The organism is Allomuricauda sp. F6463D, assembly GCF_023015965.1.
GTDB lineage: Bacteria > Bacteroidota > Bacteroidia > Flavobacteriales > Flavobacteriaceae > Flagellimonas.
Genome location: NZ_JALKAN010000003.1, coordinates 63,162 through 85,191, shown reverse-complemented (window position 1 = coordinate 85,191; position 22,030 = coordinate 63,162). Strand labels below are relative to the sequence as shown.

Sequence of the window (22,030 nt, the reverse complement as noted above, 5' to 3'; positions counted from 1 at the left end):
TAGCACAGGGATACATGCTTCGACCTGACAATTTTTACACTTTTTCTAGCAATTCTTTTCCCTGGTGTTGATATTCATTTTGAATATCCAATACTTTCTGACGATGATTCACCACTTCACCGATAACAATAATTGCAGGATTGGACAACTGCTGCTCCGTTGCCTTGTTCTCAATAGAAGCAACAGTGCCAATACCTATTTTTTCATTTTCTGTAGTGCCGTTCTGAATGATGGCCACCGGTATATTTTCTTTTCCTTCTTTTTGGAAGGTTTCCATTATCTCTCCCAATTTTGACATCCCCATTAAGATGATTACTGTTGCATTGGATTTTGCTGCCAGGGCAACGTCGCTAGACAGTTTATGCGCTTTGGTAGTTCCTGTTATAACCCAAAAACTTTCAGTCGCCCCTCTTTTGGTTACTGGGATGTTTTGGGATGCTGGCACAGAAACACAGGATGAAATTCCTGGCACGACAGCGACTTCAACTCCATAATTGGCCGCATGTTGCATTTCCTCCGCTCCTCTGCCAAAAACAAAGGGATCTCCTCCTTTTAATCTTACAACTTGCAATCCTTGTGTGGCTCGCTCAACGATCAAATCATTGATTTGTTCTTGTTGATATGAATAACACCCCTTGCGTTTGCCCACAAATATTTTCTCTGCATTTGTGGCATATTCCAGCAATTCCGGTGATACCAAGGCATCATATAGTACTACATCTGCACTTTGCAATGCCTTAACCCCTTTTAATGTAATCAAATCCACATCACCTGGGCCTGCGCCAACCACTGTCAACTTTCCTCTATGCATGTTCCAACTCTAATTTTCTGAAGGTTTCCAATTTGTCCAAAACCTTTTTGGCATTTTCCTTGTAGCTTTTTGCAAAATCTTCAGATGGTTCGTTCTTGTTCAATTGCAAGGCTATTTCTGCAAACCCGCTTTCAAAGGTTATCTTGCCAGATTCAACATAAAGTTTATCAAAATCCCTGATGATACTTGCATGGGTATTGGTCTTTACTTTTTCTGCAGTCAACAATGCTTTGGCAGAATTTACGATGGACTGATAGGAATAGTAAATACTGGCTGCCCATTTTTCTTCTTTGATGGCTTCTTCGGCGTTGGTTATTTTTTCTTGACTTTCTAAGAAAAGGGTTGCCACTAAGTCTACAATGACACCTGCACATTCTCCAATTCCTATCTCTTTTTTATATTTTTCCTCATTGCCCCAGTCGATAAAATCTTCTTGGGTCAGATTTTCAACATTGGTCAATGGCTTTAAAAAATCATAGAAGTAATGTTGGCCTTTTTCCTCATAATAATCGGTGAATGATAAGCCTTTGCCATTGGCTTCAAAATCATCCAAAATAAGTCGAAGCGCTTGTGGGCCACGCTTACTTGGAATTTTGGCTACTTTATCTGCAAATCTAGCTTTACCATCACCATAGTTTCCTCCTCCCAATAAAACCTGAAGGGCCGGGGCCACCAATTTATCTTTGGTTCTCACGGACATTCCCTGGAACCCGATATGAGCCATATTGTGCTGTCCGCAAGCGTTCATGCATCCACTTATTTTTATTACCACATCTGGATTGTTGATATAATGTGGGTATTCTGCTTTGATAACTTTCTCAAGTTCATCCGCGATTCCGGTACTGCTAGCAATTCCGAGGTTACAAGTATCCGTTCCCGGACAGGCTGTAATATCCAATGCCTTATTGTAACCAGCTTCGGCAAATCCTAACTTCTTAAGTTCTTGGTAAAAGAAAGGAACCAATGCTTCTTTCACATAAGGAATCAATATATTTTGTCTAAGTGACAAACGAATTTCTCCTGCTGCATAGTCCTGTACCAATTTCGCCAACTTACGGGCTTTATCGGTATAGAAATCACCCAAAAGTACTTTTATACCAATAGCTACATAGCCCTCTTGTTTTTGAGGCACTATGTTGGTGGATTTCCATTGTTTGAAAGCTTCTTGGCTGTCTATAGCAACTTCTGGAGTTTCAACCTCAGCAATACTCACCTTCGGATAATCCCCGGTATTAATCGGATATGTTTGATGCGGCACAGCCAATTGTTCTTCATTGAGCAATTTTTTGAAGCCATCCAAACCAAGGTCTTTAAGCAAAAACTTCATACGTGCTTTTGCCCTACTTTTTCGTTCTCCGTATCTATCGAACACACGGATTACACCTTCCATTAATGGAATAATTTTATCGGTGCGCAAAAAGCTATACAGCTCATCGGCGTGGCGTGGTTGAGAACCCAATCCACCGGCCAACATTACTTTAAAACCTCTTTCGCCATCTACTTCTTTAGCGATAAATCCTAAATCGTGCATATAGGACAATCCGGTATCTGCATCACTTGCGGAAAAGGAAACCTTGAATTTTCTTCCCATTTCCTGTCCGATTGGGTTTCTTAAAAAGTATTCGAAAATAGCTTGGGCGTATGGTGAGACATCAAAAGGTTCATCCACATCGATTCCGGCAGTTTCGCTAGCGGTTACATTACGAACAGTATTTCCACAAGCTTCCCGAATGGTCACCTTGTCTTTTTCGAGTTGCGCCCAAAGCTCGGGCGTACGGTCCAAATCCACATAATGAATCTGAATATCTTGACGGGTAGTGATATGCAACCTTCCACGGGAATATTCATCAGAGACATCTGCGATTCGAAGCAATTGTTCAGAAGTCACCTTTCCATATGGCAATTTGATACGAATCATTTGTACACCCTGCTGCCGCTGACCATAAATTCCCCGAGCCAATCGAAGACTTCGGAATTTTTCCTCGTCCACATTTCCACCGTTGAATTGATTAATCTTTTTCTCCAATTCAATAATGTCCTTTTCTACAACTGGATTTTCTATCTCTGTTCTAAAACTTTGCATAATCTATTTTTCCTATCTGTTTTATAGAGTTATTTTATAAAAACTCCCTTTCTTCTAATGAAGCAGAAGAAAATCAATCTATAAATCCTACGCCTGCTGTTGTGTTTGTTCGGCTGTCGATTATAATGAAAGAACCGTTGGTACGGTGGTCTTTGAACCTATCATAAAAAATAGGTTTGTTCAATCTTAAACGTACTTTAGCTATGTCATTCATTTGAAGTGAAGGTACATTCTCCTCAATTCCTGAATAATCTGGATGTATTTTATGTTCAATAGCATCCACCTTCGCTAGCACTTTGTTTACCCCGTGTTGTAATACATACTTTCCTCCAGGAGTAAAATTATCACTATCCATCCACGATACTATTGCCGTTAATTGTTTGTCCACGGTTGGCAAATCTTCTGCTTTCACCAACATATCTCCTCTACTTACATTCACCTCATCTTCTAGGGTGATTGTAACGGAAGACCTTCGTGGTGCCGTTTTGTACTTTTTATCGTAAAAATAAATGTCTTTGATTTTGGAACGGGTCATTGAAGGCAACACCGCCACTTCGTCACCCACACTAAGCTCTCCCCCGTATACTTTTCCAGCAAATCCACGGAAATCATGAAAATCTTTGGTTTTTGGACGTATTACATATTGCACAGGGAAACGTGGGGTACCTGTATTGTATACATCTTTTTGGTCCAACTCCTCCAAATGCTCTAAAAGTGTTTGACCTTTGTACCAAGGTGTATGCTCTGAACGATTTACCACGTTGTCACCCTTTAAGGCACTAACAGGAATAAAGGTGATGTTTTGATCTTGATAATCTCTTTTCTCCATCAATTCCACGAAATCATCCTTAATCGTATTATAGGTTTTTTCAGAAAAATCTACCAAGTCCATCTTATTGATTGCCACAATAACATCTTTCACCCTTAACAGATTGTTGATGAAAAAGTGGCGGTGTGTCTGTTCTATTACACCCTTTCGAGCATCAATCAAAATAATGGATGCCTGAGAAGTTGATGCTCCGGTAACCATATTTCGTGTGTACTCCACATGCCCGGGAGTATCGGCAATGATGTAACTTTTGGTTGGTGTGGAAAAATAGATGTGAGCCACATCGATGGTGATTCCCTGTTCTCTTTCTGCTACCAAACCATCGGTAGCCAACGAAAAATCGAGATAATCGTATCCTTTTTGTTTACTAGTTTTTTCAATGGCCTCTAATTTATCATCGGTCATTGATTTTGTATCGTACAATAATCTTCCAATCAAGGTACTTTTACCATCATCTACACTTCCTGCTGTTGCTATCTTTAAAACGTCCATTTGCTTCTTCTTACTATTAAAAATAACCTTGTTGTTTACGTTTTTCCATCGCTGCTTCGGAACGCTTGTCATCAATTCGAGCTCCCCTTTCCGAGATTCTGGAATCCCTGATTTCAGCCACGACCTTATCTATGGTGTCGGCATAGGATTCCACAGCTGCTGTACAGCTCATATCGCCCACAGTTCTAAAACGTACCATTCTTTCTTCTACCTGCTCATCCTCTGCCCTAAAAACAACACCGTCTTCGGCAGACCAGATTAAACCGTCTCGTAGAAAAATATTCCTTTTATGTGCAAAATAGATGGATGGAATCTCTATGCTTTCTTTTTGGATATAGCTCCAAACATCCAATTCCGTCCAATTGCTTATCGGGAATACACGTACATTTTGACCTATTTCGATTTCACCATTTAGCATATCGAACAATTCTGGTCGTTGGTTCTTCTCATCCCACTGACCAAAATCGTCACGTACCGAAAAAATACGTTCTTTAGCCCTTGCTTTTTCTTCATCCCTGCGAGCTCCACCTATACACGCATCGAATTTAAATTCTTCTATAGCATCCAATAAGGTGGTTGTTTGTAACATATTCCTACTGGCATACTTACCTGTTTCCTCTACTACTTTCCCCTCATTAATAGAATCCTGAACATTTCTCACAATCAGTTCTACACCTAGCTCTTCGACTAACTTATCTCTAAACTCGATGGTTTCAGGAAAGTTGTGACCTGTATCAATATGCATTAAAGGGAATGGAATTTTCGCCGGCCAAAATGCTTTTTGGGCCAAACGCACCAAGGTAATGGAATCTTTTCCTCCGGAAAATAACAGTACGGGTTTTTCAAACTGCGCTGCTACTTCACGCATTATGTAAATGGCTTCATGTTCCAGAGCATTTGCGATTGGTCTTTCGACACCGTTCAAAGACTCTGGCTTTTTAATTTCTTCTGTAATTGTGCTCAATGTTATATCTTTTACCTATCACCATTTCAATAAATAGTGACAAATTATTATTATCTATGTATGCAAACCACATTCGCGGTTGGCCAATACTTTTGTGGGATCAAAATAGTTGTGTTCGTTAGGTAATTGGCGTGCGTTTAAGTAAGCATCTAACTGTGTATCACTCCAATGATAAAAAGGACTGACCTTCAGTACTCCATCCTTGCTCAAACTCAACACATCCAACGAATCCCTATGGGCCGTTTGGCCTTTGCGAAGATTAGTTAACCAAACATCTGGCTTATGTTCTTCCATAGCTCTCCTGAACGGCTCCAACTTCACTTGCTCCGTAAACTCCTGGTGCAAGGGATTATCTATTTGCGGAATGCCCATAATGGCATCACGATGAGAACTGGTTTGCTTGGGCACATATAGTTTTACATTGAGCCCCAGTCTAGAAATCAGTTCTTCAGCATGCTTATAGGTTTGTGGGGTATTGTAGCCCGTATCACACCATATTACCGGAATACTTCTTTCTACTTGCGTTACCACATGTAAAATAGCAACCTCATATGGTCTAAAGTTAGTAGTGAGTACCGGAATCTTTCCATGGTGAATTGCCCATGATACAATTTCCACGGGCGGAATGCCCTTAAACTGGCGATTCAAATTTTGTATTTCCTCTTGAGTTAATGCCATAGTCTATTTTTATTTACCCCATTTTATGGAGTTCCAAATTCTTTCATGAAAAAAGTAAAGAACCATTTTGGTAACCAATTCCACTAATCCAATGGATAGAGCCAAACTTAGTGTTCCCGTTACAAGCCATGATATTAAAATGGTATCCAATGTTCCAACCACCCGCCAACTTATGGATTTAACAATGCTTCTTTTAGGGCTTTCAGAAGCACTATCCTTTATATAGGTATGCTGTTCCTTATCGCTTTTTATAATCAACTGATCAGTAATCATTTCACTTAAATTAATTATCCCATCGATTTAATAGGGTATTCAAAAATATAATTTATTTTAATAACAAAAAGTAAAATGACCATTTAAATAATGATTTACCCTATAGTTTTAGTAGATTAATTAGAAAATGGACATACCATTAAAAGAATCTGATTGGATAAGCTATATTTTTAAGAAGTTTTACAACAAATCTGCCAACGTATTATTTTTGTAGACATCCAAAGCATTATCCCTTATCTGAAGCATTAACTTGTGCACGGAACACGCTTCTTCATCTGGACAGTCATCGCATTTTTCGTAGAAATTTAGGCTAACGCAGGGCACCATGGCAATAGGTCCTTCCAAAACCCGCATTACGGTGGTCATAAGAATATCTTCTGGTTCTTTAATAAGATAATACCCACCCCCTTTTCCTTTTTTGGACCCCAACAGTCCATTTCTTCTGAGGGTAAGTAAAATACTTTCCAAAAATTTTTGGGAAATATTCTCATGCTTGGCTATTTCGGCAATTTGTATGGGTTCTCTATCCTTTATTTTGGCCAGAAATGTTAGCGCCTTTAATCCGTATTTTGTCTTCTTTGAGAGCATCACACGAATATAGGCAAAATTAACAATCTACCTTCCGAAAAGTAGGGTCACGCAAGATTAACCCAAAGCTTGATCTATATCCGCAATAATATCGTCAATATGCTCCAATCCGACGGATACCCGAACCATACCATCAGAAATCCCAACTGCTTCACGCTCTTCTGAAGTCAGCTTGCTGTGAGTGGTTGATGCAGGGTGGGTAACAATACTTCGAGAATCACCCAAATTGGCGGACAGAGATAACAATTGAATTCTATCAAAAAATTTCCGGCCAGCTTCAAGCCCACCTTTTACTTCAAAAGCAACGACACATCCGCCCGCTTTCATCTGTCTCTTGGCAACTTCGTATTTTGGGTGTGATTTTAAAAATGGGTATTTCACCCATTCAATCTTATCGTGGTCTTCTAAATGGGTTGCCAACTTTAAAGCATTCTCACAATGTCTGTCGACCCGAACGGCCAAAGTCTCCAAACTACGGGACAACACCCAAGCGTTGAACGGTGACAAAGCCGGTCCGGTAATACGAGAGAATCGGTAGACCTTGTCCATCAATTCACCACTACCTACCGTAATTCCCGCAAGTACCCTTCCTTGGCCGTCCAGCAACTTTGTACCTGAGTGAATCACCAAATCCGCCCCAAATTTTATGGGTTGCTGTAAGTACGGTGTTGCAAAACAATTGTCAATTATAAAAATAAGGCCATGTTTTTTGGCAATCTTTCCCAACACCTCCAAATCCAAGACATCCACACCCGGATTGGTGGGTGTTTCAACATATAATATTTTAGTATTGGGTTTGATCAGCCCTTCGATTGCAGAAAGGTCATTGGTATCAAAATAACTGGTACTTATATTCCATTTTGGTAGAAACCGAGTAAACAATGTATGTGTAGAACCAAAAATACTTTTGGAAGACACTACATGATCCCCTGCATTTAAAAGTGCGGCCAAGGTAGAAAACACAGCGGACATCCCCGATGCATAGGCAAAACCCTGTTCGGCCCCTTCCATTTTGCAAATCTTTGCTATTAATTCGGATGAATTTGGATTGGAATATCTAGAATAAATATTGCGTTCTTTCTCTTCGGCAAAAGAAGCACGCATATCCTCAGCATCCTCAAAAATAAAGCTAGATGTCATATATATTGGGCTTGAGTGCTCCAAGTTTTGACTTCGCTCCATTTGCGTTCTTATAGCTTCTGTTTCGAATTTCTTTTTCATTACCAATACATTTTAGAGACCCTACATAGTCAATATTAAACTTTCTCCGCTATTCTTAAAATATCTCCGAATACACCTCTCGCGGTAACGGCCGCCCCAGCTCCTGCTCCTTGGATCACTAAAGGGTTTTCGCCATAAGATTCCGTATAAATCTCAATAATTGAATCGGAACCTTTTATTTGACCCAGAGCACTCTCCTTGGGAACGGAAATCAATTTTACGTCCAAAATTCCTTTGTCCTGTTGTAAATCACCATGTAAATCACCAACATAACGCAGTACATATCCCTGCTCCTGATTCTCTTTAATTTCCTTATAAACCTTGTCCATCTCAGTGATACGGTCCATGAATTTCTCAAAATCCAAGGTTCGGAGCTCGGATGGAATCAAGTTTTGAACATCAATATCGGAAAACTCGTTTTGGAGGTCCAATTCCCTGGCCAAAATCAACAACTTCCTTCCTACATCATTCCCAGATAAATCTTCTCTAGGATCGGGTTCGGTAAAACCACTTTCCATTGCTTTTCTAACAATTTCTGAAAACGAAACATCGTTCTCTGAGTAAGTATTAAAAATATAACTCAACGACCCCGAGAACACTCCCTTTATCCGAGTGATGTTCTCACCTGAAAGATGCAATAATTTAATGGTATCTATTAAGGGGAGCCCTGCTCCTACATTGGTTTCATACAAATACTGCTTTTGATTTTTATGAAGGCTTCTTCTTACCGACTTGTATTTATCAAAACTCAATGTATTTGCAATTTTGTTGGATGAGACCAGATCAAACCCACGCTCAATCAAAAGCTCGTAATGTTCAACAAGTGCTCTACTGGCCGTGTTGTCCACAGCAATCATGTTTTCTAAATGATGTTGTTTGGCAAAAGCTATAATATCTTCTATTTCGAAGGGTTTCCCTTCTTTTTCCAAACGTACTTTCCAATCGGAGCCAACACCTGAAGCATCCAAAAGTACTTTTTTGGAGTTTGCTACGGCAAATATTTTTAAGTCGATGCTTTTCCGTTCCTCAATGGCTTCATCCGAACCTAGAATTTGACTAATTAATGTTGCCCCCACATTACCATGTCCAAACAATGCTAGATTAATTCTCTTTGCAATTCCAAAAATTTGCCCGTGAACCACATTGATAGCCTTGTGCAAATCGGATTTCTTCACCACCATACTTACGTTCTTCCCCGTGACCGTATTATTGAACAATAGGGGGGTGATTTGATTTTTGGCCAAAGCATTGAATGGTTTATGAAAACTACTTAAATCCATTCCAACAATGGAAATAACAGATACATCCTTGATCACTGAAATCTGGTTAATGTCTTGCGATGAATAATCTGTTTCAAATTCTTGGTCAAGTACTTTTTTGGCTTTGTCCGCTACGGACTCGTCCACAACCAAACCAATGCCACGTTCAGATGATCCTTGAGAAACAATACCTACACTTATTCCATTTTGACCCAATGCCCTAAAAATGCGCATATCCACTCCCACTTTACCCAGCAATCCTCTTCCTTCCAGATTGATAAGCGCCATATTGTCCAACACGGAAAGAGATTTAATCCCTCCATTATCTGACTTTGGCCCAATCAATGTTCCCTTACTCTTATCGTTAAAAGTATTGCAGATACGTAATGGAATATTTTTCTCTAATAATGGGATTATAGTCTTAGCATGTAGAATGTTTGCACCGAAATTAGCTAATTCATTGGCTTCGCTGTACGATATTATGTCTATCAACTTAGCATCTTGAACCAAGTCAGGGTTTGCGGTAAAAATACCGTCTACATGGGTGTAATTGACCAATTCTCCAGCATCCAAAAAGTTGGCCAGCAAAGCTGCCGAGTAATTGGTGCCATTTCTTCCCAAAGTGGTTGTTGCTCCTGCCTTATTTGATGCAATAAAACCGGTTACCACTGGAATGGTTCCTGATTCCAAATTATGGAAATATCTAATCACATTTTCTTTGGACAGGCCTTCATCTACTTCTGCATTACTAAAACCATCATCCGTTTTTATCAGTTCTCGTGAGTCCAGCAACTGGGCTTTGATCCCTTTGCCACATAATGCCGAGGTTACATATTTACCAGAAATAAGTTCTCCAAACGAAAGCACTTCATCTTTAATTTTTAGACTATAGTCGCCCGTTAGTGAAACACCATTCAATATTTTTTCAATGGCAGCCAGTTCTTCATCAATAGTCAATCCATCAAAATTATTTTTTTGATAATTGGCAAATTTTTCAAAATCTAATTGAAAATCAATCCCATTGGCCGCTTTTTCCAACAAACTTTCCAGCTGGTTCGTGGCCTTGCCCCGAGCGGATACCACTACGGCAAAGTGCTCTTGTTTTTTGACCCTTTGAGCAATAATCTCCAACACGCGTTGAATACCATCGCCATTGGCCAAAGATTTACCTCCAAATTTTAAAATTTTGATGCGTTCGGTGTTTTTTTGGAAAACAGTCTCCAACAATTTTTCCAACTGCTCAAACTCCATCAAAAAGGCATCATGTCCATGCACGGATTGCACCTCTCCATAGGTAACATTGGTGTTGGCTTGCGCCAATCTTTTAAAGGTTTCCTTGTTTTCTTCTGCAGTAAAGAACAAATCAGAATTCACCCCAATGATATGGATTTTGGTATCGCTCTCCTGCAGGGCTTTAAAGGCCTCCTCTCCATTACGGGTAATATCGATAGACCTTAACAATTGGTTCATCAACTTATAGGCTGAAAGCTGAAAACGTTCTTGTAACTTTTTACCATGGTGCATCAACCAAGATTCTACATTAAAAACCTGTAGCTCCTCGTTGGTACTTCTTTTAAATCTTTCTTTGAAAGATTCAGGAGTACGGTAACACAACATGGCATGCATACGCGCATCGTGCACAGGTTGTTTGGAGTTCACCAAGAACTGTTCTTGAATCTGGCAATTGGCAATCAACCAATCAGTGGATTTCCAATCGGATGCCACGGGAATCAAATGTTCCGTTATATTTGGGTTGATGGCCGCCATTTCCCATGCAATGCCGCCTCCCAAAGAACCACCAATCAGAGCAAATAATTTATCTACTTTTAACTGCTCTAGTCCCCAAAGAAATATTCTGGCAATATCCCCGGTCACAAAATCCTTATAATTTTCGATGATAAAACCATCGAAACCATTTCCGGGAATATTGAAGGATAAAATCGTATATCTTTCTGTATCAATACATTTTCCATCCCCAATTAAATCGGACCACCATCCATCTTTTCCTGCAACATTGGAATTACCGGTGAGCGCATGGTTCACCAAAATAATGGGTGCTGTGTGCAACGGTTTACCAAACAACTGATATGACAGTTTAATTTCCTGTTTATGACCAGATATGGTGGTGTATTCCTTTATATCAATCTTATGCAACATGCGTGTTTGCTTATTTCAAAATATTTAATCAATAGCTGCGAAACCAGCTTCCAAATCGGCTTTTAAATCCTCAATATCTTCAAGCCCCACAGAGAGTCTAATCAAATCTTGAGTAACACCAGCACTTGCTTGTTGTTCTTCATCCAATTGCTGATGCGTAGTACTTGCAGGATGAATGATAAGGGATTTTGTATCTCCAATATTGGCAAGTAAAGAGAATACTTTGGTAGCATCTGTTAGTTTTTTTGCTGCTTCAAAACCACCTTTTACTCCAAACGTTACAATTCCGCTTTGTCCTTTTGGCAAGTATTCTTGTGCCAATTCATAATACTTACTTCCTTTGAGCCCTGGATAGTTTACCCAAGCCACTTCTTCTCTACCCTGCAACCACTCCGCCAACTCCAGCGCATTTGTGCTATGCTGTTTGATTCGAACTGGCAACGTCTCCAAACCTTGTAAAATTTGGAAAGCATTGAACGGACTCAAAGCTCCACCAAAATCCCGTAATCCTTCTAAAATTAATTTAAAAGTGAAAGCCGCTGCACCCAATGTCTCATGATAAACCAAACCGTGATATCCCGCAGATGGCTCTGTAAATTCCGGAAATTTTCCATTGCTCCAATCAAAAGTACCTGCATCAATAATAGCTCCCCCAAGTGAGGTTCCCTGACCACCAATATATTTTGTCAAGGAATGAATAACCAAATTGGCACCATGGTCAATAGGGTTTAAAAGTCCTGGTGTAGCCACGGTATTGTCCACAATAAAAGGTACTTCTGCTGCTTTTGCTTCTGTAGAAATTGCTTTCAGATCCAGCACATCCAACTTGGGATTACCCAAAGATTCTATAAAGAATGCCCGTGTATTTTCTTTTACAGCATCTGCAAAATTTGATGGATCAGAGGCATCTACAAAAGTGGTGGTTATACCCAATCTTGGTAAGGTAACATTTAATAAATTATAGGTACCTCCATACAAACTGCTGGAAGCCACAATGTGGTCACCCGCTTTTAAAAGGGTCAACAACCCTGTAGAAATTGCCGAAGAACCAGATGCAAAAACAACAGCTCCCACACCACCCTCAACAGCTGCCAATCTGTCTTGTAATACTTGATTGGTAGGGTTGTTTAATCTTGTATAGATATAACCCAATTCTGCCAATGAAAATAAATTGGCCGCATGGTCCGTGTCTTTAAATACATAGGATGTTGATTGGTAAATAGGTACCGCCCTTGTTCCGCCTGTCTGTGTGGTATCATGACCTGCGTGTAATACGTTTGTTGAAAATTTTTGATTGCTCATGACTTTTGCTTCTTTACTTATTAAATTGATTAAATAAAAAGTCAAACCCTTCAGCATGGGCCGTAGGTAAATCAAAAAGTTATAAGAAATGAAATCGAAAAATGTCGATTGTCGTTATCTATACCCATTTGGGATAGAATGTAGCACCTTCTTGGCTCTGGGGCCAAGGGTTGCTAAGGCTTCACAGGGTCTATTCCCTCCACCTTTCTTGATAACTAATCAATACGTGTTTGAACTTTGTTGGGCAAATATACAATTGGAATCACAGATTTTCCTAATCTTTTAGAATATTTTAGTGATATCCACACCAAAGATCCCTGAACACGCTTTACTTTAAAACAGTAAATTCGATTTCTGAATCGGTGAACACTGTATGTGTCTGCGTTTTAAAGTCAGATTCATCTGCCTTAAAAATATTGTCCACATAGGTCTGTGGATTTAAGTCTATAAGTGGGAACCAGGTACTTTGTACTTGAATTTGCAACTTGTGTCCTTTTTTAATAGTATGGAACACATCTTGGAGCTTTATGTTGACATCTGTCTTTTTATTTGGCGTAAATGGTTCTGGTTCGGAAAAACTATTCCTAAATCGACCACGGAGCACTTCGCTCCTCACCATTAGATGGTAGTTGCTCATTTTAAGATGGTCTTGCATTTCTTCGTTTGTCTCAACATCTGCAGGGTGCACATCGATTACCTTTACAATCCAATCTGCGGCCGTTCCCGTAGTGGCCACTTTCAAATTCGCCATAATGTCGCCTGCAAGGGTAAGGTCTTCATCCATCACATCCGTTTCAAATACTAACACATCAGAACGTCTAGCAGCAAATCGCTGATCGTCCGTCATGTATTTTCTTGGAGTAAAAACTGTCTTCACATCCTCGGAATATGGCACGGGTTTTTTTACATTGCTGATAAACTGTATTCCAGTGGTACTTTTCGGTTCCATTGTCAGTTCTTGATCTTCGGAAAGATACATCGTCTGTTTCTCTGCATTTGCAGGAGGCCAAGTATCGTATGTTTTCCATTCCTTTTTACCTGTATCAAATACATAGGCTTCAGGTAATCCAGAGTTTTTATCACCTTCGCCCTTTAAAAAATGATTGAAGAACTTGGTCTCAATTTCTTTTTGAAAGAACAAGGAAATGGAATCCCCAAAATAGTAATTGCCTACTGTGTTCCGTTCTTTTGTCCTTGCCCAAGCTCCGTGATCCCATGGACCGAATACCATGGTGTTATAATTATCCTCGTTGTATTTTTCTATATTTTTATAGGTTTCCAATGGACCGTATAAGTCTTCTGCATCGAACCATCCTCCTACGACCATGGTTGCGACGCTGCTCTTTACATTTTTAAGATGTTGTATCAATCCCCTGCTCTGCCACATTTCATCATAATTGGGATGTTCCTTTAATTCGTTCCAAAAGAAATCATCAGTGACGCCTTCGGGACGCATCGTCGGGGTGTCTGCCGTCTCATATTCGAAAAAGTAATCCAGATTCTTGAGCGGGCCTACATCCAAAAAAAACTGATATTGGTCCTCTGTAGGCAAATCGGGAAGTGTGTACCATGCCGTATCTATAGGTTGGTCTCCATTTGGTCTTGGAGTTCCAAATAATGAGGTTGCCCTAAAGTAACTTAACAAATAAGCTCCATTGTGATGAAAATCGTCAAAAAAGAAATCTCCGATAGAGGCTTGTGGCGAAGCAGCTTTAAGTGCTGGATGCGCATCAACCGTAGCATATGTGGAATAATATCCTGGATAGGAAATACCCCAAATCCCCACATTGCCGTTGTTGTTTTCCACATTATTCACCAACCACTCAATGGTGTCGTAGGTATCCGAGCTTTCATCCACTTGATCATCGGATGTTTTATTGGGAATGTAGGCCCGCATATTTTCATAATGTCCTTCGCTGAGCCACCTTCCCCTTACATCTTGGTAAACAATAATGTTCCCCTGCTTCATCAAATGCTCGTTGGGACCTATCTTAGTCTTAAAACTTCCCTCTCCATAGGGTCTAGAGCTATAGGGTGTACGTTGCATAATGATGGGATACTCTTTTGATGTATCTTTTGGAGCGTAAATGGTTGTGTGTAGTTTTACCCCATCCCTCATTTCTATATCTACTTCTTTCTTAGTATAATTGTCTGCAACATAAGTGTCTACCGCTTTAGTTTCGGTCTTTATTGTTTTTTTGCAACTAACGGTTACAAACAACACTGCAATACTTAGGAACAAAATTCTAACGGAACTTCTCATAAATTTACTTTTTGACATGCTAAAACTACTAAAGATTGATGGAGCAAACCAATTAAAAAAAGAGTCTAAAAAGTATTGAGAGCGTCACTCTGAATTCATCTCAAAATCTCATCAAGCTAATATACGAATCACTATGAGAACCTGAATCAGGTTCAGGTTGACGAAACCCAACCTTTTAGAGAGCAAACTACTTCTGCTTTAAGGTTGAATTACAAACCAAAGGTTTCTTTCACCTTATCCACCATATCCAATTTTTCCCATGTGAACAACTCCACCTCTTTCTCAATTCTTCCGTTATAGGGAGACTCAAACACTTTGGTCAAAGTTCTTGGTTCTTTGCCCAAATGACCATAAGCGGCCGTTTCCAAATAAATTGGGTTTCTAAGCTTCAAACGCTCTTCTATGGCGAAAGGTCGCATATCGAACAATTCGGACGCAATTTTGGCAATTTCCCCATCTGTCATATCCACATTGCTTGATTTGTAGGTATCCACAAAAATGGATGTAGGTTCCACTACCCCTATGGCGTAACTCACCTGTACCAAAATTTCCCCAGCAACACCTGCTGCCACTAAATTTTTGGCCATGTGGCGAGCTGCATAGGCCGCACTTCGGTCCACTTTACTAGGGTCTTTGCCGCTAAATGCCCCACCACCATGGGCTCCTTTACCTCCATAGGTGTCCACCACAATCTTTCTTCCTGTAAGACCGGCATCGCCATGAGGACCTCCGATCACAAACTTTCCCGTTGGGTTGATATGGTAGTTAATGTTATCCGTAAATAATTTCTGAATATTCTCGGGCAACATTTTTTTTACTTCCGGAATCAAAATATTGATGATATCGTTTTTAATCTTGGCCAACATGGTTTCGTCAGAGTCAAACTCATCATGTTGGGTAGAGACAACAATCGTGTCTATTCTTTGCGGAACATTATCATCCGAATATTCTATGGTCACCTGAGCTTTTGCATCGGGTCGCAGATATGGAATTTTGATTCCCTCTCTTCTCAAACTGGCCAACACTTCCAATATCTTGTGTGAGATATCCAATGCCAACGGCATGTAATTTTCGGTCTCGGTTGTTGCATAACCGAACATCATTCCTTGATCTCCTGCACCTTGTTCTTCTTTGGAACCACGATCAACTCCTTGGTTGATATCCTGTGACTGTTCATGAATCAATGAAATAACCCCACATGAATCGCCACTGAATTTATATTCGCCTTTGGTGTACCCGATCTTGTTAATTACATCACGCGCTATACTTTGTAAATCCACATAAGTATTGCTTCTTACCTCTCCTGCCAACACAACTTGGCCAGTGGTCACCAAAGTTTCGCAGGCCACCTTACTTTCAGGGTCAAAGGCCAAAAAATTATCCAACAAGGCATCACTGATCTGATCTGCAATTTTATCTGGATGACCTTCACTAACAGATTCTGATGTAAATAAATATGACATTGTTATCCTTTAACGGAAAGATTCAACAGAAAACCAAAGGAGTTTATTTCTCGGATGAGATACTGAACACAGATTCAGTAAACTGCTTTAGCATTTTATGGTCCAAAACTATTCAGGACAAGAGGTTGCAATCAGTCAAATCTTTCCTCATTTTGATGGACAAAAGTACGTTGAAACCGAAAACCAACAAAATTTTGGATATAAAAAGAAATCATAATTCATATTTCACCTTTAAAACCACATACCTTGGTTGCACCACATAATTTGAAGTACTGAAATAAAAATCATTATTGGAGTTTTGGTCTAAAGTGGAATTATTGGTCAAATTGGTTGCCTCTAGACTATATTCCCACTTACTATCGCTTTTATGATACGATAAACTCGCATCCAAAAATCCATAGCGATTATCTATGGTTCCCTCTTTGTCGGTATATATGTAGTGGTCATAGTCCAACAAAAAGAGGAAATTCTTTAAAAAAGCGGCATCAAACTTGGCAAATGGTCTATTGGTGTAGTAGGTCGTACTGGTGTCACCATTATTATAATCATTAATGGAATATCTAAGACCCAATTCCAAATTCGGTGCATTGGTAAAACTACTACCAACGGATGCAGTATAACTTTGGGTTACCGACTTGGAGTTCTGAGGCAATTCATTTACAATATTATAGGTACTAGAAAGTGACAACGAGGCATTGGTCTTCACCTTTATTCTACCAAATGTACGTTGGAAACTTCCGGACCCACTAAATGTTTCGTCCTCCAAATTTGAATTGATGGTGCTACGTACTTGGTTGATTCCCTCAATACTGGTATTGCCTTTAAAGGCATCAATCCGTTTACTATAATTGAACCTTGCAAATATGTTCTGGAGATTAAACATATTAAAACTAAAATAATTTAGGGACACATTATGATATAGTGCACTCTCCAAATCACGGTTACCTTGATATAGCGAGTTATAATTATTAAAAATGTAACCTTCAGCCAAATTGTTTATATCGGTAAAGTTCCGGGTTATGTTATAATTAAACCTGATGCTTTCGGATTGTTTTAACTGAAAATTTATAAATAAATCAGGAACCAAGTTGGTCAGCTCATCTTTTGTTTCCGTATTGAGCTGTGAATTGGTAGCCACATAATTATGTACATGAAACCCCGGATTGAAAGTAAACTTGCCCAATATCCATTTATAGTGAAATCCAAAGTACATATCGGAAAAATTAAATTGAACATCATTGTTCAATTCCTCTTCATTAAATGTGAGATCATTCCCCGAGTCCAATACTTGAAATATGGAAGAATTGAACCGCTGGCTAGATTGAGTGGTTCCCAATGTGAAATTTATATTGCTCTTTGCACCCGTTACCCAAAAATAATCGAGCTTGGCATCCAACCTATTCGTTTGGGTATACTGTCTCTGGTTAATATCATAATCGGATTGATCAGAGTCTAAAGGAATAAGGCCTTCGAACGGCTGTTCGGATCGTACCGCATTATAGAATGGGTCTTCATCCGCGTATTCATATTGTCCCTCAAAAGCAAATATATGGTTGGGGTTCAATGTATAGTACAAGTTAGTGTTCTGTGTAACTGCTGTTGGCTTTTGTGCATTGTTTTGACCAATTTCATCTGTTATATCCGAAACCGACAAGGTATTTGCATATTGGTCCTCATCCGACAATCTTGTTTGGATTTGATAATCCCATTGCAACCTTTCATTTGGTTTATAGGAAGATTCCAGTTTTAGCAGACCCAACTTTGATGTTTGATCGGTGTTGGTTTCCGAAAATTCTGTTTCTCCACTGGAAATAAATGTTTTGCTTGCTGTTGTCTGCATTAGCGTATTGTTATAGGAATAAATTCCATAACCGCTCAAGCGCCACGCTTCGGTTGGTTTGTAAGTGAAATTTACTGCCCCAAACTTCGTCGCAACGGATTTCGCCCGGTTGTTCTGCGCTGTAGTAATTCCTTGGCTGCTGGAGCTTGTGGTGAAGGATGTTCCCACTATGCTTCGGGTGGCACTGCGAAACCCGCCTGTAAAATTCCAATAATCGCGTGAGGAAAAGGCCACCTCACCAATATTGTTAAGGTCTGTCAATATGTTTACGCTAAAATCGGGTGAGTAATAAAAAAGCTTTGGATGGGCAATATACCTTTCATCCAGACCCAGACCTCCGGTAATTTCACCAAACCAAAATTTCTTTTTGCCTTCTTTTAGTTTAATATTCAGGGCTACATTGTCCTCATTATTGGTGACACCGCCCAATTGGGAAACTTCGGAATAATTGCGCAACACCTCCACCTTACTAAGTGCATTGGCCGGAATATTTTTGGAGGCTAGTTTGGAATCCCCGTCAAAAAATTCCTCTCCTTCAACCATAACCTTGGTCACCGTTTTACCTTCCACCTGTATCTCACCTTCATCACTAACCTCAATTCCTGGCAATTTTTCTAATACATCTGCCAACTTCCTTTCCGTCCCAGAAACAAAAGAATCCGTATTATAAACAATGGTATCACCCTGTATGGTTATTGGTATTTCATAAACCACTTCAACTTCATCCAGACTCTCGGCCTGCTCATAAAGTACTACATCAAGAACAACATCGGTTTCTTCAGTTTTTAATGGAACCTCCGCAGGACTGAATCCAAGGTAGCTAACTTTTAAAATATAATCGGAGTTAGCCTTTAGGTTTAATTTATACTGTCCTTTATCATTGGTTATCCCAAAACCGTCCAATGCTTGGTTTTCTTGGTTCACTGCAACAACGTTTGCAACATCCAATGGGTTATTAAGGGAATCGGTCACCATTCCCGTAACTGTGACCTTTTGAGCCGTAGCAGATGTTACCAGCAGTAACAAAAGTGCCTGAAAAATTTTATTCATCAACTATCCTAAAAAAATTATGGTCTACCTCTTGGACCTAAACCCCCACCTCTTCGTCCGTTCCTAAATCTTTCTGACATTTCCTTTATTTTCTCTGCCAATATTTCGTTGTATTCAGCCTGATTTACCTCTTTTCCTCTTTTGGGTTCTTCTATTTCATTTTTTTCATCAGGATTGAGGATTATCTTTGTACATAAGATAGCTGTGCGACCGTCATTCACTTCCAATATTAAGCCGGGAAGTCCCCAATAAGAACCAGGCCCCTGACCCACAGGAATATCGGGTGTAAACCATGCAGTAATGGTTTGTTCTTTTGGAGCTTCAATACGCGACAATAAGGAACTATTTTTAACCGTATCCTTTTCCTTTTCCGTATTCTCTGATTGAGAATTATTTCTTCTGGGAGGTCGCATCATACCCCTTAGGTTTTCAATAGAAGTCGAATCTATCGCCCTTATAGCTGTTGCTTTGTAAGATATATAGTTGCCTATTTTTTTTGTTTCTGATGTAAGTTGCCAGTTCAATTGCTGTAGACTATCCTTTATCAAAAATTTCTTGCCAAAGGTTTCCACTTGATTGGCATAAGCTTGTTCCTGTATGTTTTTATAGTAGGTGCCGCCACCAGAAGAGAACATACCAAACCGGCGTCCTCTTCCACCTTGATCAACGGATGGTGCTTCCAATTTTTCATCTTCTATATAAATAGAGGCTGAACGATCAAAAGTCAACTCGAATGTTTTCTCCATTGCCTTTTTCATTCGTTCCATCATCTCCTGTTTTCGAGCCTCTGGCATATCCGGAGGTCCAAAATCACCTTGAATCGAAGTTTTACTTTGATAAATGGCCTTACCTACAAAACTCTGGGAATAGCCATAAACCAAAGGAAGTATCAAAAAAATGGTAAAAAACAGTGTCTTTTTTATCATGGTTTGGGTCAAGTTTGTGGATTTGACCCCAATATCGCAGAATGGTTTAATCAACACCAGTAAAATATTTTAATTTAAGATTTATTTAAGAAATATCCCCCTTCGTCCAAAAGTTTTCAATGATGCCTATTAACTTTGTATATTGTGCCGCAGGTGTTGCAGAAAAAACCTATTCATCAATTTTAAACACTGACATATGCATATCGCAGTAGCCGGAAATATTGGTGCCGGAAAGACCACTTTAACCAAATTATTGTCAAAGCACTATAAGTGGGATGCTCATTTTGAAGATGTAGTGGACAACCCTTACTTAGATGATTTCTACACTCAGATGGAACGCTGGAGTTTTAATCTTCAGATTTATTTTTTGAACAGCAGGTATCGTCAGATTTTGAAAATCAGGGAAAGCGGCAAAAGTGTGATACAAGATAGAACCATTTATGAGGACGCCCATATTTTTGCCCCCAACCTACATGCTATGGGGTTGATGACCAATCGTGATTTTGAAAACTATAAAGGGCTCTTTGAATTAATGGAAACATTGGTACAACCGCCTGACCTTTTGATTTATTTGCGCAGTACCATTCCTAACTTGGTGAATCAAATTCATAAACGTGGTCGCGATTACGAAAATTCCATTTCCATTGATTACCTAAGTCGTTTAAATGAACGTTATGAGGCTTGGGTAAACACTTACGAAAAAGGAAAGCTGCTCATTCTTGACGTGGACAATCTTAATTTTGTGGACGAACCCGAAGATTTGGGTGAAGTAATCAACAGGATTGACGGCGAAATACACGGATTGTTTGAATAGTTAAAAAAGAGAAAACCTTTTTTATTTCAGACTTTTTATAGATTTCATCCTTTTTCAACAAACACTTTACAGGTTTAGTTTATACAAAACTAAGCCTATTTTCTAGTTCCCTCATTCAAAGCAACCGTTCCCTCATTACTCTTTTTAATTGATTGATTTTCAAACTAGTTTGTGATTGGGACTTTTCCCATATTCATTAACCGAGTCCTTATGGACCTAAATTTGAAAATTATGGAACCAAAAAAAAATCCAAAACTTGATGTAAAACGAAATAGTCTGCTCTTCTTTTTTGTAGGGATGACCTTAATGCTTTTCTTGGCCTATTTGGCTTTGGAATGGAAAACCTACTACCAAGCTAATGCTTGGGATGTTGGTAATCTAAAAGTACAAGATGAACTGGAGGAAGAGACACCTTTTCTTAAATTAAAGATACCTGAACCTCCTAAACCTAAAATTAAAACACCGCCGGTGATTGATGTTGTGGAAGATGAAAAAGATATTATTGAAACAGTAATAGCATCTTCTGAGCCTAATCAAGATACTGAGATTACCCCTATTGAAAGTATTGAAGTTGCAGACAACGACATCCCTGACGAAGTACCTTTTATGCTTATAGAAAATGCTCCCGTTTTTCCAGGTTGTGAAAATGAGACCTCGGAAAAAGAGAAAAAAGCCTGTTTTCAAGAAATGATACTAAAGCATATCCGCAAAAATTTCCGTTATCCAGAAGTTGCACAGGAAATGGGTCTACAAGGAAGAGTAAGTGTTGTCTTTACCGTACAAAAAGATGGTAACATTGGCGATATAAAACTTCGTGGTCCCCATGAAAGTTTGGAAAAAGAAGCTGCTAGAATCATTTCTAAATTACCTAAATTACAACCTGGCAAACAACGGGGAACGGCAGTAAAAGTCCCCTACTCCATTCCAATTACTTTTAAATTGAATTAATTCCTCTCGATTTCTCTCGATATTACAGCATAAAAAAACCACGCCAATGGCGTGGTTTTTTCAGCTTTA

General features: G+C 39.4%; 16 protein-coding genes and 1 riboswitch. Of the genes, 2 read left to right on the top strand and 14 right to left on the bottom strand.

Annotated elements, in window-relative coordinates; translation table 11 throughout:
* Positions 1-34: 34 nt before the first annotated feature.
* The 14 genes from cobA to MWU56_RS13965 form a co-directional block, all read right to left on the bottom strand.
* On the bottom strand, positions 35-811 hold the full coding sequence (cobA, locus tag MWU56_RS14030; RefSeq protein ID WP_247045387.1) for a uroporphyrinogen-III C-methyltransferase: 777 nt from the start codon (positions 809-811) through the stop codon (positions 35-37).
* Positions 804-2,894, bottom strand: coding sequence for a HEPN domain-containing protein (locus MWU56_RS14025; protein WP_247045385.1), 2,091 nt, complete (start codon positions 2,892-2,894; stop codon positions 804-806). Before MWU56_RS14025 ends, cobA begins: the two co-directional genes overlap by 8 nt.
* Positions 2,895-2,967: 73 nt before the next feature.
* The gene (locus tag MWU56_RS14020; RefSeq protein WP_247045384.1) at positions 2,968-4,215 is read right to left on the bottom strand and encodes a sulfate adenylyltransferase subunit 1; all 1,248 of its coding nucleotides are present in this window, start codon (positions 4,213-4,215) and stop codon (positions 2,968-2,970) included.
* Positions 4,216-4,231: 16 nt separating this feature from the next.
* Positions 4,232-5,170: a sulfate adenylyltransferase subunit CysD gene (gene cysD, locus MWU56_RS14015; protein WP_410548947.1), complete on the bottom strand. Its 939-nt coding sequence runs from the start codon at positions 5,168-5,170 to the stop codon at positions 4,232-4,234.
* A gap of 63 nt (positions 5,171-5,233) precedes the next feature.
* Positions 5,234-5,857, bottom strand: coding sequence for a phosphoadenosine phosphosulfate reductase family protein (locus MWU56_RS14010; protein ID WP_247045382.1), 624 nt, complete (start codon positions 5,855-5,857; stop codon positions 5,234-5,236).
* 9 nt (positions 5,858-5,866) lie between these two features.
* Positions 5,867-6,130: a DUF2061 domain-containing protein gene (locus MWU56_RS14005; RefSeq protein WP_247045380.1), complete on the bottom strand. Its 264-nt coding sequence runs from the start codon at positions 6,128-6,130 to the stop codon at positions 5,867-5,869.
* 180 nt (positions 6,131-6,310) lie between these two features.
* Positions 6,311-6,718, bottom strand: a complete 408-nt coding sequence (locus MWU56_RS14000) for an RrF2 family transcriptional regulator (RefSeq protein WP_247045378.1) — start codon at positions 6,716-6,718, stop codon at positions 6,311-6,313.
* Positions 6,719-6,775: 57 nt separating this feature from the next.
* The gene (locus tag MWU56_RS13995; protein WP_247045376.1) at positions 6,776-7,939 is read right to left on the bottom strand and encodes a trans-sulfuration enzyme family protein; all 1,164 of its coding nucleotides are present in this window, start codon (positions 7,937-7,939) and stop codon (positions 6,776-6,778) included.
* 35 nt (positions 7,940-7,974) lie between these two features.
* Positions 7,975-11,355, bottom strand: a complete 3,381-nt coding sequence (gene thrA, locus MWU56_RS13990) for a bifunctional aspartate kinase/homoserine dehydrogenase I (protein WP_247045374.1) — start codon at positions 11,353-11,355, stop codon at positions 7,975-7,977.
* A gap of 24 nt (positions 11,356-11,379) precedes the next feature.
* Positions 11,380-12,657, bottom strand: coding sequence for an O-acetylhomoserine aminocarboxypropyltransferase/cysteine synthase family protein (locus tag MWU56_RS13985; protein WP_247045372.1), 1,278 nt, complete (start codon positions 12,655-12,657; stop codon positions 11,380-11,382).
* A gap of 111 nt (positions 12,658-12,768) precedes the next feature.
* Positions 12,769-12,875, bottom strand: a riboswitch (SAM riboswitch).
* 110 nt (positions 12,876-12,985) lie between these two features.
* A complete protein-coding gene (locus MWU56_RS13980; protein ID WP_247045371.1) occupies positions 12,986-14,920 on the bottom strand; it encodes a CocE/NonD family hydrolase in 1,935 nt (644 codons plus the stop codon).
* Positions 14,921-15,129: 209 nt separating this feature from the next.
* A complete protein-coding gene (gene metK, locus MWU56_RS13975; RefSeq protein ID WP_247045369.1) occupies positions 15,130-16,383 on the bottom strand; it encodes a methionine adenosyltransferase in 1,254 nt (417 codons plus the stop codon).
* A 211-nt stretch (positions 16,384-16,594) separates the two neighbouring features.
* Positions 16,595-19,273: a carboxypeptidase-like regulatory domain-containing protein gene (locus tag MWU56_RS13970; RefSeq protein ID WP_247045367.1), complete on the bottom strand. Its 2,679-nt coding sequence runs from the start codon at positions 19,271-19,273 to the stop codon at positions 16,595-16,597.
* Between the two features lie 17 nt (positions 19,274-19,290).
* A complete protein-coding gene (locus tag MWU56_RS13965) occupies positions 19,291-20,199 on the bottom strand; it encodes a GLPGLI family protein (protein ID WP_247045365.1) in 909 nt (302 codons plus the stop codon).
* A gap of 196 nt (positions 20,200-20,395) precedes the next feature.
* On the opposite strand from MWU56_RS13965, the gene MWU56_RS13960 reads away from it, so the two are divergent.
* Together MWU56_RS13960 and MWU56_RS13955 are read left to right on the top strand one after the other, a co-directional pair.
* Complete coding sequence (locus tag MWU56_RS13960; RefSeq protein WP_247045363.1) at positions 20,396-21,013, top strand: deoxynucleoside kinase; 618 nt, start codon at positions 20,396-20,398, stop codon at positions 21,011-21,013.
* 231 nt (positions 21,014-21,244) lie between these two features.
* Entirely contained in the window at positions 21,245-21,961 is a 717-nt protein-coding gene (locus tag MWU56_RS13955; protein WP_247045361.1) for an energy transducer TonB, read from the top strand.
* The last annotated feature ends 69 nt before the right edge of the window (positions 21,962-22,030 follow it).